This is a genomic window from Sphaerotilus hippei (genome assembly GCF_003201595.1).
GTDB lineage: Bacteria > Pseudomonadota > Gammaproteobacteria > Burkholderiales > Burkholderiaceae_C > Sphaerotilus > Sphaerotilus hippei.
Window position 1 is genome coordinate 1 of sequence record NZ_QJJS01000007.1, and the last position, 12,699, is coordinate 12,699.

Genomic DNA, 12,699 nt, shown 5'->3' on the forward strand with positions numbered 1-12,699 from the left:
TCCCGAACAGGACAGTGAAACGCCTTCGCGCCGATGATAGTGCGCATTCGCGTGTGAAAGTAGGTCATCGTCAGGCTATTATTCGGAAAACGCCCCTCAGCTCCTCGCTGAGGGGCGTTTTGCTTTGCAGGAAAACATTCCTCCCTCATCCCCACAGGGCGGCTCCACGCCGCCCCTCGGGCCTCACTCGATGAGTTCAGCCGCGTTGGCCGATCAAGGCTCGTGCGACCCGCGATCCATTGGCCTGGCCCAGCACGCCACGAATGTATTCGCCGGCTTGCACCAGACGCGGCAGGTCGATGCCTGTCGTGATGCCCATTCCTTCGAGCAGATACACCACGTCTTCGGTCGCGACATTGCCCGTGGCCCCCTTGGCATAGGGACAGCCGCCCAGCCCGGAGATGCTGGTGTCGAAGGTGTGCACGCCCAGCTCCAGGCTGGCGTAGATGTTGGCCAGCGCCTGGCCGTAGGTGTCGTGGAAATGACCGCTGACCTCGTGCAGCGGGAAGTGCTGGAGGGCGGCCGCCAGTGCCGCCTGCACTTTTCTGGGCGTGCCCACGCCGATGGTGTCGGCCACGCCGACATGCTGCACGCCGATGTCCTTCATCAGACTGGCCACCCATCCGACGCGTTCCGGCGCCACTTCTCCTTCGTAGGGGCAGCCCAGCGCGCATGAAATGGCGCCTCTCACCTTGATGCCGGCCTTGCGGGCCGAATCACACACCATGGCAAAACGTTCGATCGATTCGCTGATGCTGCAGTTGATGTTCTTCTGGCTGAAGGCTTCGCTGGCGGCGCCGAAGACGACGATCTCGTCGGGTCGGGTGGCGAGCGCGGCCTCGAAACCTTTCAGGTTCGGCGTGAGCACGGCATAGCGCACGCCCGCCTGGCGCGGCAGGCCGGCCATCACCTGCGTGTTGTCCGCCATCTGTGGCACCCACCTGGGGCTGACGAAGCTGGTGACCTCGATCTCGGTCAGCCCTGCGGCCTGCAGGCGCCCGATCAGTTCGATCTTGGCCTGCGTGGCCACCGGCCTGGCTTCGTTCTGCAGTCCGTCACGGGGGCCGACCTCGACCAGCGTGACCCGGCTCGGAAAATGTGCGTTGCTCATGGGATCATTCTCCGACGAGGCTGAGCAGCTCCGCCCCTTCGCTGACCTGGTCCCCGGCGGCAAACATCAGCTCCGCGACCACGCCGTCACGTGGTGCCGTCAGCGTGTGTTCCATCTTCATGGCTTCCATCACCGCCAGCGCCTGTCCGGCCTGGACCCGTTGCCCGGGCTGGGCCAGGAAGCCGATGATCCTGCCCGGCATCGGGGCGCTGAGCCGGCCTTCGCTGCCGGCGGCTTCGCTGGCGTGGGCCACGGGATCGAACTCCTGCAGTTCCAGCGATCCGTGTTCTCCGAAGACGGCCATGCGTTCGCCGTTTGCGTGGACGCTGAGCACCTGGCGTTGCCCGTCCAGCAGGATCTCGTGCCGGTGGGCGCCCAGCGGGCGTGTGCCGAGCGTGGCACCGCTGCCGTCCAGCGTCAGTTGCAGGGCGCCGTCATGCGATCGCTCCAGCGTGGCGAGGTGATGGGTCGTGCCGACCTGCAGATCCAGGCGTCGACGGGCGCTGCCATGCAGTCGCCAGCCGTCCCGGCGTGCCCACGGATCCTGCGCCGACCGGTTTCCGGCCTGACCGGGTGCCTGCTCCTCGGCCAGGATGTGGGCGGCCACGCCCGCGGCGGCCAGCATCAGGGGCAGGCCGGGCTGATCCAGCAGCACGGCACGTTCCCGTTCGATCAGCGCCGTGTCGAGGTCGGCGGTGCCGAAGGCGCGGCAGTTGACCACCCGGCGCAGGAACGCGACGTTGGTGGCCGGGCCGACGATGTGGGTGTCGCGCAGCGCGGCGTCGAGCCGGGCGAGCGCCTGTGCCCGGTCCTCGCCCCAGACGATCAGCTTGGCGATCATCGAGTCGTAGTGCGGACTGATCTCGTCGCCTTCGCTCACGCCCGTGTCGACCCGGACGGGGGCAGGAGGGCGGCTGCTGTCCTGGGTGGCGTTGCGCACGAAGGCCACGTGCTCAGGCCAGCGCAGCACCGCCAGCCGACCGGTGGCGGGCAGGAAGCCGGCGTCGGGGTTCTCGGCGCAGATGCGTGCCTCGATCGCGTGACCGCGCAGACGCAGGTCGGCCTGGGTCGCCGGCAGCGCCTCGCCGCTGGCCACCCGCAGCTGCCACTCGACCAGGTCGTGGCCGGTGATGGCTTCGGTGACCGGGTGCTCGACCTGCAGCCGGGTGTTCATCTCCATGAAATAGAAACGCAGATCACCGTCGTCGACTTCTTCGGCGATGAACTCGACGGTGCCGGCGCCGACGTAGCCCACCGCCTGTGCCGCGGCGACGGCGGCCGCCCCCATCTCGGCGCGTCGGCGGGCCCCCAGGCCGGGGGCGGGGGCCTCTTCCAGCACCTTCTGGTGACGACGCTGCACCGAGCAGTCGCGCTCGAACAGGTGCACGCAGTGGCCCTGGGTGTCGCCGAAGACCTGGATCTCGATGTGGCGTGGCCGCAGCACATAACGCTCGACCAGCACCTGGGCGTTGCCGAAGCTGGCCTGGGCTTCGCGCTGGCAGGATGCCAGCGCGGCGGCAAAATCGGCGGCGTGGTCCACCCGCCGCATGCCGCGACCGCCCCCGCCGGCGCTGGCCTTGATCAGGACGGGAAAACCGATGCGTTCGGCCTGTGCCTGCAGGAAGTCGGGATCGTTGTCGTCGCCGTGGTAACCCGGCACCAGGGGCACGCCGGCACGCTCCATCAGCGCCTTGGCGGCCGACTTGCTGCCCATCGCGGCAATGGCCTCGGGGGGCGGACCGATGAAGACCAGGCCGGCTTCGGCGCAGGCACGGGCAAAGGCTTCGTTCTCGCTCAGGAAGCCGTAGCCGGGATGCACGGCCTGGGCGCCGCTGGCCAGGGCGGCCTCGATGATGCGCAGCCATTGCAGGTAGCTGTCCCGTGCGGCGGCGCCGCCGATGTGAACCGCTTCGTCGCAGGCGAGCACGTGCTGCGCCTGCGCATCCGCTTCGGAATGCACGGCCACGGTGCGCACCCCCAGACGGCGGGCGGAGCGCGCCACGCGGCAGGCGATCTCGCCCCGGTTGGCGATCAGGATCTTCTTGAACATCGACGGATCTCCTTCAGGCCGACGCCCGTGCGGGGCCGAACCTGTCCTGCAGGGTGCGCCCCAGGCGGCGCACGAACTTGAACAGCAGCAGCGTGAGCGCCGCCATGATCACCAGCGCGGCGGCCAGGGCCACGAAGAACACGCCCGGATGCGTCCAGGACAGCCACAGCATCGTCGGCACCACGGCGTCGCCCAGCAGCGACAGGCCGAGGTTCGAGAAGGGCTCGGGCGAGGTGTTGACCGCGGCCCGGGTCGTCGCCTTGGCCACATGGGCCGTGGCCGCCAGCGTGCCGCCCATCAGCGCGGCCACCAGTTGCCACGAGCCGGCGTCGGCGCCCAGCGCACCGGCGGCCAGCGCGGCCCCCGCCGGGATGCGGATGACGGTGTGCACCGTGTCCCACAGCGAGTCGACCAGCGGGATCTTGTCGGCCAGGAACTCGGCCGACAGCATCAGCGCCGAGGCGCCCAGCACCACCGGGCTCTGCAGCAGCTGCAGGCCGGGGGGCAGGGGAACCCAGCCCAGCCAGCCGGCCAGGCCGGTCAGGAAGACGACCGCATAGAGCCGCAGACCGCTGGCCCAGCCGAGTGCGGCGGCGATGCTGAACAGATGGGTGGTGTCGAGCCGTGCCGTGGCCGGGCCGAGTCCGGGAAAGTTCAGGTCCATGAAGGGGGCCTCCTTTCCAGGAAAGATGACACGCCTTCCCGGCCCTCCGGGCTGCTGCGGATGTCGGCGATGCGACGGGCGGTCTCCTCGCGCAAGGCCGCATCGATCGGTGCGACCGCCAGGTCCTGCACCAGCCGCTTGCTCGCCCGCACGGCGGCCGGCCCGTTGGCCACCAGCGCGGCCACCAGGGCGGCCACCCGGTCGTCGAGCTGGTCGGGCGGGCTCAGCTCGTGCACCAGGCCCAGCTGGTGGGCTTCGGCGGCGCTGAAGCGCTCGGCGGTGACGAAGTAGCGCTGCGCCGCCCGCACGCCCATGGCCCGCACGACATAAGGCCCGATCGTCGCCGGCAGCAGTCCCAGCCTGGCTTCGCTCAGGCAGAAGTGCACCGTGTTGCTGGCCACCAGAACATCGCAGACCGCCGCCAGCCCGACCCCGCCGGCATGACAGTCGCCATGCAGGCGGGCGATCACCGGCACCGGGCAGCGGTGGATCGTCCACAGCATGTCGGCCAGGGCCTGCGCATCGGCCTGGTTGCGGGCGCGGCTGTAGCCGGCCATCTCGCGCATCCAGTTCAGGTCGGCGCCAGCGCAGAAGCTCCTGCCTCGACCGCCCAGCACGACCACCCGCAGCGCCTCGTCCCGGGCCAGGGCTTCGAAGGTGGCCGTCAGCTCGGCGATCAGTTGCTCGTTGAAGGCGTTGCGCACGTCGGGTCGGTCGAGCCAGACCTCGGCCACATGGGCGCTCGGGCGGCGCAGTTCGAGGGTCGTGGCGGGGGTCGGGCTCATCGGGCAGGTCCTGGCGAAGGGGGCGGGCGGGCAGCGAGGCTCACATGCGGAAGATGCCGAACCTCGCGTCCGGGATGGGGGCGTTCAGGCTGGCCGACAGGCCCAGCGCCAGCACGCGGCGCGTGTCCTGCGGGTCGATCACGCCGTCGTCCCACAACCGGGCGCTGGCGTAATACGGGTGGCCCTGCACCTCGTACTGCTGGCGGATCGGGCGCTTGAAGGCTTCTTCCTCGTCGGCGCTCCACTGGCCGCCCTGGAGCTCGATGCCGTCGCGCCGGACCGTGGCGAGCACGCTGGCGGCCTGCTCGCCCCCCATCACGCTGATGCGGGCGTTGGGCCACATCCACAGGAAACGCGGCGAGAACGCCCGGCCGCACATGCCGTAGTTGCCCGCGCCGAAGCTGCCGCCGATGATGACGGTGAACTTGGGCACGTTGGCGCAGGCCACGGCCGTCACCATCTTGGCGCCGGCGCGGGCGATGCCCTCGTTCTCGTACTTGCGCCCGACCATGAAGCCGGTGATGTTCTGCAGGAACACCAGCGGGATCTTGCGCTGGCAGCACAGCTCGATGAAATGCGCACCCTTGTTGGCGCTCTCGGCGAACAGGATGCCGTTGTTGGCGACGATGCCCACGGGCATGCCCTCGAGGTGGGCGAAGCCGCAGACCAGCGTGGCGCCGTAGCGGGCCTTGAACTCGTCGAAGTCGGAGCCGTCGACGATGCGGGCGATGATCTCGCGCACGTCGAAGGGCTTGCGGGTGTCGGTCGGGATGACGGACAGCAGTTCTGCGGCATCGAAGCGCGGCGGGCGGGGCTCGGCCAGGCGCAGCGGCACGTCCTTGCGCCAGTTCAGGTGGGCCACTACCTGGCGGGCGATGGCCAGCGCATGCAGGTCGCTGTCGGCCAGGTGGTCGGCCACGCCCGACAGGCGGGTGTGCACGTCGCCTCCGCCCAGGTCCTCGGTGCTGACCACCTCGCCGGTGGCCGCCTTCACCAGCGGCGGCCCGCCCAGGAAGATGGTGCCCTGGTTCTTGACGATGATGGTCTCGTCGCTCATCGCCGGCACGTAGGCGCCACCGGCGGTGCACGAGCCCATCACCACCGCGATCTGCGGGATGCCGGCCGCGCTCATCGTCGCCTGGTTGTAGAAGATGCGGCCGAAGTGGTCCCGGTCCGGAAAGACCTCGTCCTGGTTGGGCAGGTTGGCGCCGCCGGAGTCGACCAGGTAGACGCAGGGCAGCCGGTTCTGCTGGGCGATCTCCTGCGCGCGCAGGTGCTTCCTGACGGTCAGCGGGTAATAGGTGCCGCCCTTGACGGTGGCGTCGTTGCAGACGATCACGCACTCCACGCCCGAGATCCGGCCGATGCCGGCGACCAGGCCGGCGCAGGGGGCGGCATCGCTGCCGTCCTTGTCGGGGTACATGCCCAGGGCCGCCAGCGGGGCGATCTCGAGGAAGGGCGTGTCCGGGTCCAGCAGCAGCTCGACCCGGTCGCGGGGCAGCAGCTTGCCGCGGGCGAGGTGCCGGGCCCGGGCAGTGGCGCCGCCACCTTCGGCGATCCGGGCCAGCCGGGCGCGCAGGTCGTCGATCAGCTGGCGCATGGCGGCCGCATTGGCCAGCGATTCGGCCGAGCGCGGGTTGAGCCGGGAGGCGAGGGTGCTCATGTCAGCAGGTCTCCGCGAACAGCTCACGGCCGATCAGCATGCGGCGGATCTCGCTGGTGCCCGCGCCGATCTCGTAGAGCTTGGCGTCGCGCCAGAGCCGCCCGACCGGATAGTCGTTGGTGTAGCCCACGCCGCCCAGTGCCTGGATCGCCTCGCCGGCCATCCAGGTGGCCTTCTCGGCGGTGTAGAGGATCACGCCGGCGGCGTCCTTGCGCAGCGTGCGGCTGTGGTCGCCGCGGTCGCAGGCCTGCGCCACCGCGTAGGCGTAGGCGCGGCAGGCCTGGAAGGTGGAATACATGTCGGCCAGCTTGCCCTGCATCAGCTGGAACTCGCCGATGCTCTGGCCGAACTGCTTGCGCTCGTGCACGAAGGGCACGACCACGTCCAGGCATGCGGCCATGATGCCCAGCGGCCCGCCCGACAGCACGATGCGCTCGTAGTCGAGCCCGCTCATCAGCACCTTGGCCCCGTTGCCCTCGCCGCCGAGCACGTTCTCCACCGGCACCTCGCAGCGGTCGAAGAACAGCGGGTAGGTGTTGGAGCCGCGCATGCCCAGCTTGTCGAGGTGCTCGCCCTTGCTGAAGCCCTTCATGCCCTTCTCGATCAGGAAGGCGGTCATGCCGCGGGCGCCCATCGCCGGCTCGGTCTTGGCGTAGACCACCAGCGTGTCGGCATCGCCGCCGTTGGTGATCCACATCTTGCTGCCGTCGAGCCGGTAGTGGTCACCGTGCCGCTCGGCGCGCAGCTTCATGCTGACCACGTCCGAGCCGGCGCCCGGCTCGCTCATGGCCAGCGCGCCGACCTGCTTGCCGCTGATCAGTCCCGGCAGGTACTTCGCCTTCTGGGCCTCGGTGCCGTTGCGGTGGATCTGGTTGATGCAGAGGTTGGAATGGGCGCCGTAGCTCAGGCCGACGGAGGCGCTGGCCCGGCTGATCTCCTCCATCGCCACCATGTGGGCGACATAGCCCATGCCGGTGCCGCCCCAGGCCTCGTCCACGGTCAGGCCGTGCACGCCGAGGTGGCCCAGCTTCTTCCACAGGTCGGCCGGGAACAGGTTGTCGCGGTCGATCCCGGCGGCCCGCGGGGCGATCTCGTGCCGGGCGAAGTCGCGCACGGCCTCGCGCAGCGAGGCGATGTCGTCGCCGAGCGGGAAGGTGAAGGTGGACTCGAACATGGGGAACTCCGGCGGTCGATGGGCGGGCGGGTCGGACGCGTTGAGCGTGTGGTGCAGAATAAATTGAGTAAAGCTCAATGTCCATGGATGACGCTCAATCCACGACTAGGTGCATACCCTGGCGCACCGGATGGTCCGGATGCATCGGGTCGGGTGGCGGGTCTTCCACTCGGTCGGCATCAAAAAGTGAGCTGGACTCACCCATGGGCGACGCCGCTTCGGATACGCTTGCCCGACACCATGAACGCACGTCCCGATCCTTCCCCTCCCGAGCTCGCGCCTGCCGGCGTGGCGGCCGACGTCAGCCGCCTGCGCCGGCCCGCCGTGCGCGCCAAGTCGGAGCAGCGGGTGCGTGACATCCTGCGCGAGGCCCGGCAGGTGTTTGCCGCCCGGGGTTACGAGCACGCCACCACCACCGAGATCGCCCAGCGGCTGGGCATCAGCGAGGCGACCGTCTTCACCTACTTCCGCGGCAAGCGTGAGCTCTGCACCCGGGTGATCGTCGACTGGTACGACGAGATCGTCGCCGAGATCGAGGCCGGGCTGCCGCAGCAGGGGCCGGTGCGCCTGCAGGTCGAGTTCATCGTGCGCACCCACCTGCGCCTGTTCCTGCAGCAGGGCACGGGCCTGTGCGCCCTGGTGCTGTCGGAGGGGCGATCCCGCGGGCAGGACTTCGCCGACGTGCTCGCGCCGCTGCAGCGGCGCTACACCGCGCCGCTGATGGACGTGCTCGCGCGTGGCCAGGCCAGCGGAGAGATCCGCACCGACCTGCCGCTGCGCCTGCTGCGCTCGCTGGTGTACGGGCCGATGGAGCACATCCTGTGGGAGACCATCGGCAGCGAGCGCCAGCTCGACATCGACGGGGCGGCCGACGCGGTGATCGCGCTGCTGTGGCCGGCGCTGTGCGCGCCGCAGGCCGAGCTCGGCGCGCTGCGCATGCTGCGTGCCGAGGTGCAGGCGGCGCTGGCGCGCAGCGCCCAGGCATGAACGCCCGTCCACCCGACCGGCTCGAGTTCCAGGGCAGCGAGGTCCGGTCCGCCGAGCTGGGGGACGAGGGTCTGCTGACCCTCGTGCTGTCGGCGGCCGCCGTGTCGCGGGCGGACGGCCGCACCGGTCACCTGAGGCCGGTGCTGCTGCGGCTCGAGGGGGCCCGCATCGAGGTCGATGGACGCCTCGACGAGGCCTTCGGCACGATCGCCTGGGGGCGCTGGCGGGCCGCGACCGGCCCCTGGAGCGCCGCCCTGGAGGCCCCGGGCCGGGTGCAGGCCCCGGTTCGTCTGGAGCTGCGCCTGGGCCACGGCACGGCGCTGGTGGTGGAGGCGGTCGCGCTGGAGGCCGTCGTGCCCGACGGCGCCCGGTTCATGGAGTCCTGGGCCTGTTGAGCCCGGCTCAGAACAGCTTGCCGATGTTGAGCAGCGTCAGCACGCCCAGCACCGCGAAGATGGCCGCGGCGATCGCATGCACCAGCTTCATCGACACCTTGCGTGCCACCTGGTCACCCAGGAACACCGCCGGCACGTTGGCCAGCATCATGCCCAGCGTCGTGCCGGCCACCACCGCCAGCAGGTCGGTGTAGCGTGCGGCCAGCGCGACGGTGGCGATCTGCGTCTTGTCGCCCATCTCGGCCACGAAGAACGCGATCACCGTGGTGCCGAACACGCCAAAGCGTTCCTTGCCGGTGCCCTCGTCGTCGTCGATCTGGTCGGGGATCAGCATCCACACCGCCATGGCCAGGAAGGAGCCGCCGATCACCCAGCGCAGCAGGTCCGGACCCATGGCCTTGGCGACCCAGTCGCCCACGGCGCCGGCCATCGCATGGTTGGCCAGCGTGGCCACCAGGATGCCGAGGATGATGGGCAGGGGGCGCTTGAAGCGGGCGGCCAGCAGCAGGGCCAGCAACTGGGTCTTGTCACCCATTTCACCCAGGGCGACGATGCCGGTCGAGACAAAAAAAGCTTCCACGTTCGATGAGTTCCGGGGCCTGAAGACGAGCATGACCACAGCGCCTCCCGGCCCGAACCGGAGGCGTTGCGGTCAAAGGTCTTGCCAGGCGCCACGGCGAACGTGGTGCTGCGGATGCCATGGCCTCACCGGCCAAGTGTGTTGACATCCGCCCCGGAGGGTCACCGACGATGGGCACGAGGGGATCGTGCCGCCGTGTGGTGCGCCCGGGCAGCTACTCCCCAATGACGAGAGCGGCGAGAGTCTACCATCGGGCTTTGCCGATCCGGAACCTGCCCACCATGTCTTCCTCCCCGCCCGTCGTGCGCCAGATCGTCTCCATCAACGTCGGCACCGCCCGGCCGCTGCTGGCCCAGGGGCGCCGGGTGCTGTCGGCCATCGGCAAGCGGCCGGTCGACGGGCCGGTCGAGGTGCGTGCGCTCGGCCTGGCCGGCGACGAGCAGGCCGACCTGTCGGTGCATGGCGGCCTGTCCAAGGCGGTCTATGCCTATCCCGCCGAACATGCCGCGTTCTGGCAGCGGGCCCGGGCTGAAGCGGGAGCCGGCCTGTTCGACGAACCCCTGCCTCCCGGGCGCTTCGGCGAGAACCTGACGCTGCGCGGTCTGCTCGAGACCGAGCTCTGGATCGGCGATCGCCTGGTCTTCCCCGACTGCGTGCTGGTGGTCAGCGAGCCGCGCCAGCCGTGCTTCAAGTTCAACGCCGTGATGGGGTTTGCCCACGCGGCCAAGGTCATGGCCGAGAGCGGCTTCTGTGGCTGCTACCTGAGCGTGGAGCAGGCCGGCACGCTGCAGGCCGGCCAGGCCTTCGAGCTGGTGCCCGGGGCGCGCCAGCGCTCGCTGCCCGAGGTCTTCCTGCCCAAGGCCCGCCGCATCACCCGCGACGATTGAGTCGACACGGCTGTCATCCGTGAAATTCATCACGTCTGGTGGGCGCCGGGGTAAGCTCCTGCCGCTGCGGCACCTCGCTCGTGCCGCGCGTGTTCCCACAAGCATTCACACAGGAGTTCACTCATGAGCCTCATCAGCTTCTTCAAGGACGCCGGCGAAAAGCTGTTCGGCCACAAGGACACCGAAGCCGCCGCCCAGGCCGCGCAGACCGCTCCCGATGACGGAGCCGCCCAGGCCCGGGCCGCCGAGGCCAACCAGAAGGCCGCGACCGCCATCACCGGCTACATCGCGGCCCAGGGCCTGCCGACCGACGGCCTGAGCGTCGAGTTCGACGGGGCGAGCTGTGCCGTCACCGTCAGCGGCGCCTGCGCCGACCAGGCCACCAAGGAGAAGATCCTGCTGTGCTGCGGCAACGTGGCCGGCGTGCAGGGCGTCAACGACCTGCTGACCGTCAGCGAGCCGGCTGACGAATCGCGCTGGTACACCGTGAAGAAGGGTGACACCCTGTCGGCGATCGCCAAGGACCAGTACGGCAACGCCAGCCAGTACCCGAAGATCTTCGAGGCCAACCGCCCGATGCTGGGCCACCCGGACAAGATCTACCCGGGTCAGGTGCTGCGCATCCCGGCCTGAGGACGGTCCCGGCGCGTCACGCGCCGGTCCGCTTCACAGCGCGACGATGGGCTCGCCGCCCACCAGCCGGGTCGGCATGCCCGACACCCGGGCGGGCAGCCGCGACAGGTCGCCCCCGGGGGTGTAGTGGATCACCACCACCCGCTCGCCGGAGGTCTCGTGCTCGATCCAGACCCCGTCCACGCCGGGGTGGCGCATCAGGTCCTCGACCACGGCACGGGGCAGCCGATCTGCCGCATCGGGTGAGGTGAGGGCGTGTTCGGGCGCCACCGGAACGGGGTCGCCGGACAGGAAATCGAGCGGGCCAGGGGGGTTGCCGGTTGCCATCACGTCCTCGCCATTCGTGGGTTGCACGGGCCGTGGCGGCGCCTGCGCCGGCCACGGCCGATTATCGGGCGTTCAGACCACCAGCTGCACGTCCAGCGCGGCCAGCGTGGTGCCGATCAGGCTGGCGAAGGTCGTGCCGCCACCGCCGGCGAACAGCAGGGCCACCGGGGCCCGCCGGGCGTCCCAGGTCCAGATCAGCGAGCCGGAGTCACCCCCGGCGCTGAAATCGCCGCTGGCGGCACGCACCGCGATCTGGTTGACGAAGTGGGCCACCCGTCCGCTGCCGTAGTTGACGTTGATCGTGACGCCGACGGCGGTGATGCGCCCGCTGGTCAGCTGGGTGGTCCGCCCCGACTTGCCCACCGGCATGCCCACCTGCGGGGCCACCGGGGTCGCGCCCACCCGGAAGTAGCGCACCACCCCGCCCGACACGTACATCAGCTCGCGCCGCACCCGGTCCGCCCAGGCCCAGCCGGTGGCGCAGTCGACCCGGTTGGAGGCGCCGGCGGCGAAGTTGATCGGCACGTAACGCTCCAGGATCGCGATCTGGTCGGCCGGATGGCGGCCCCCGTCGTACGGCCCCGGCTGCAGGATCGCCGCGCCCAGCGGCCCGCCGTTGGTGTTGGCCAGCACATGGTTGTTGCTGAGCACCATCAGCCGGTTCGAGCGCGGCGCGCTGCGCCCGCGCACCAGGCAGCCCAGCGTGCCGGCGGTGATGGCGTGGTGCCCGCAGCTGATGCCCCCGGGGGCCGCGCGCAGCCGCATGCGGTGTGGCTGGGCGTCGATCGCACCGGTGTGCACCGACAGGATCGGGAAGTCGCTGTCGGCCAGCGCCGCGATCCCGGCCACCGACGCGAGCCGGGCGCGGGTCTCGGCGGCCGAGGCCGGCTCCAGCGTGTAGACCTCCAGCACCGGGTCGCCGGGGGCGCCGCCCGAGGCCGCGACCGAGGTGCCGTCGCCCATGCCGATGCCCACGCCCACGATGTTGGCCTCCAGCTCCGACTGGGAGCGCGCGCCGGTCGACTCGCCGCTCATCGACACCAGCAGCTTCTCCAGCTCGGTCTTCACGCCCAGGATCTGGCTGTCCACGCCCGACACCCAGGTGCCCACCTCGGCTTCCGACGCCTCGGCGCTCATCGCGTCCTCGCCCTGGTCCGGGGACTCGAAGCCCGACAGATCGTCGGAACTGGCGGGGGCCTCCGACTCCGTGCCCGGGGACTGGAATTCGCCTTGCGGCTTCTTGGTCGCCATGATGGTCTCCTTGACATGCCCTTGCGGGCTGCTGTTCAGGACGGGGGCGTGCGGCACCCGGCCGGTGGCCAGGGCACGCGACTGCGGAAGACGGGCCCCCGGAACCGCCTTTGAAAAAACTGTAGGTCGCGGTGATCGGCCGCCCGTTGAGCGTGCTCACCGGCACCGTGCTCACCGGCCGGCCTCCGGGTC

13 protein-coding genes and 1 riboswitch are annotated in these 12,699 nt (G+C 70.3%); of the genes, 4 read left to right on the forward strand and 9 right to left on the reverse strand.

What is annotated here, in order from left to right; translation table 11 throughout:
- Positions 1–196: 196 nt before the first annotated feature.
- From C7444_RS09010 to C7444_RS09035, 6 genes are read right to left on the reverse strand one after another with little or no spacing between them, the layout of a single operon-like run.
- A complete protein-coding gene (locus tag C7444_RS09010) occupies positions 197–1,111 on the reverse strand; it encodes a hydroxymethylglutaryl-CoA lyase (protein WP_110400527.1) in 915 nt (304 codons plus the stop codon).
- A gap of 4 nt (positions 1,112–1,115) precedes the next feature.
- Positions 1,116–3,161: an acetyl/propionyl/methylcrotonyl-CoA carboxylase subunit alpha gene (locus C7444_RS09015; protein WP_110400528.1), complete on the reverse strand. Its 2,046-nt coding sequence runs from the start codon at positions 3,159–3,161 to the stop codon at positions 1,116–1,118.
- Between the two features lie 13 nt (positions 3,162–3,174).
- On the reverse strand, positions 3,175–3,825 hold the full coding sequence (locus tag C7444_RS09020) for a DUF4126 domain-containing protein (protein WP_110400529.1): 651 nt from the start codon (positions 3,823–3,825) through the stop codon (positions 3,175–3,177).
- Complete coding sequence (locus C7444_RS09025) at positions 3,816–4,610, reverse strand: enoyl-CoA hydratase/isomerase family protein (RefSeq protein ID WP_110400530.1); 795 nt, start codon at positions 4,608–4,610, stop codon at positions 3,816–3,818. The genes C7444_RS09020 and C7444_RS09025 overlap by 10 nt, the downstream gene beginning before the upstream one ends.
- Positions 4,611–4,650: 40 nt before the next feature.
- Positions 4,651–6,273, reverse strand: a complete 1,623-nt coding sequence (locus C7444_RS09030) for a carboxyl transferase domain-containing protein (RefSeq protein WP_110400531.1) — start codon at positions 6,271–6,273, stop codon at positions 4,651–4,653.
- 1 nt (position 6,274) lies between these two features.
- Positions 6,275–7,447, reverse strand: a complete 1,173-nt coding sequence (locus C7444_RS09035) for an isovaleryl-CoA dehydrogenase (RefSeq protein ID WP_110400532.1) — start codon at positions 7,445–7,447, stop codon at positions 6,275–6,277.
- Between the two features lie 240 nt (positions 7,448–7,687).
- Here C7444_RS09035 and C7444_RS09040 point away from each other — a divergent pair, with 240 nt between their 5' ends.
- Both C7444_RS09040 and C7444_RS09045 read left to right on the forward strand, forming a co-directional pair.
- The gene (locus tag C7444_RS09040; protein WP_110400691.1) at positions 7,688–8,434 is read left to right on the forward strand and encodes a TetR/AcrR family transcriptional regulator; all 747 of its coding nucleotides are present in this window, start codon (positions 7,688–7,690) and stop codon (positions 8,432–8,434) included.
- The gene (locus C7444_RS09045; protein ID WP_110400533.1) at positions 8,431–8,829 is read left to right on the forward strand and encodes a hypothetical protein; all 399 of its coding nucleotides are present in this window, start codon (positions 8,431–8,433) and stop codon (positions 8,827–8,829) included. Before C7444_RS09040 ends, C7444_RS09045 begins: the two co-directional genes overlap by 4 nt.
- A gap of 7 nt (positions 8,830–8,836) precedes the next feature.
- Here C7444_RS09045 and C7444_RS09050 read toward each other — a convergent pair whose 3' ends face one another.
- Complete coding sequence (locus tag C7444_RS09050; RefSeq protein ID WP_110400534.1) at positions 8,837–9,409, reverse strand: TMEM165/GDT1 family protein; 573 nt, start codon at positions 9,407–9,409, stop codon at positions 8,837–8,839.
- A gap of 86 nt (positions 9,410–9,495) precedes the next feature.
- A riboswitch (yybP-ykoY riboswitch) is annotated at positions 9,496–9,644 on the reverse strand.
- Positions 9,645–9,690: 46 nt separating this feature from the next.
- Between C7444_RS09050 and C7444_RS09055 the strand changes: the two genes are divergently transcribed.
- Together C7444_RS09055 and lysM are read left to right on the forward strand one after the other, a co-directional pair.
- On the forward strand, positions 9,691–10,296 hold the full coding sequence (locus tag C7444_RS09055; RefSeq protein ID WP_110400692.1) for an MOSC domain-containing protein: 606 nt from the start codon (positions 9,691–9,693) through the stop codon (positions 10,294–10,296).
- Between the two features lie 123 nt (positions 10,297–10,419).
- The gene (gene lysM, locus C7444_RS09060) at positions 10,420–10,929 is read left to right on the forward strand and encodes a peptidoglycan-binding protein LysM (RefSeq protein WP_110400535.1); all 510 of its coding nucleotides are present in this window, start codon (positions 10,420–10,422) and stop codon (positions 10,927–10,929) included.
- A gap of 33 nt (positions 10,930–10,962) precedes the next feature.
- Here the strand turns inward: lysM and C7444_RS09065 are convergent, their stop codons facing one another.
- Both C7444_RS09065 and C7444_RS09070 read right to left on the reverse strand, forming a co-directional pair.
- The gene (locus tag C7444_RS09065) at positions 10,963–11,256 is read right to left on the reverse strand and encodes a hypothetical protein (protein ID WP_110400536.1); all 294 of its coding nucleotides are present in this window, start codon (positions 11,254–11,256) and stop codon (positions 10,963–10,965) included.
- Positions 11,257–11,328: 72 nt separating this feature from the next.
- On the reverse strand, positions 11,329–12,507 hold the full coding sequence (locus C7444_RS09070) for a chymotrypsin family serine protease (protein WP_110400537.1): 1,179 nt from the start codon (positions 12,505–12,507) through the stop codon (positions 11,329–11,331).
- Positions 12,508–12,699: the final 192 nt, after the last annotated feature.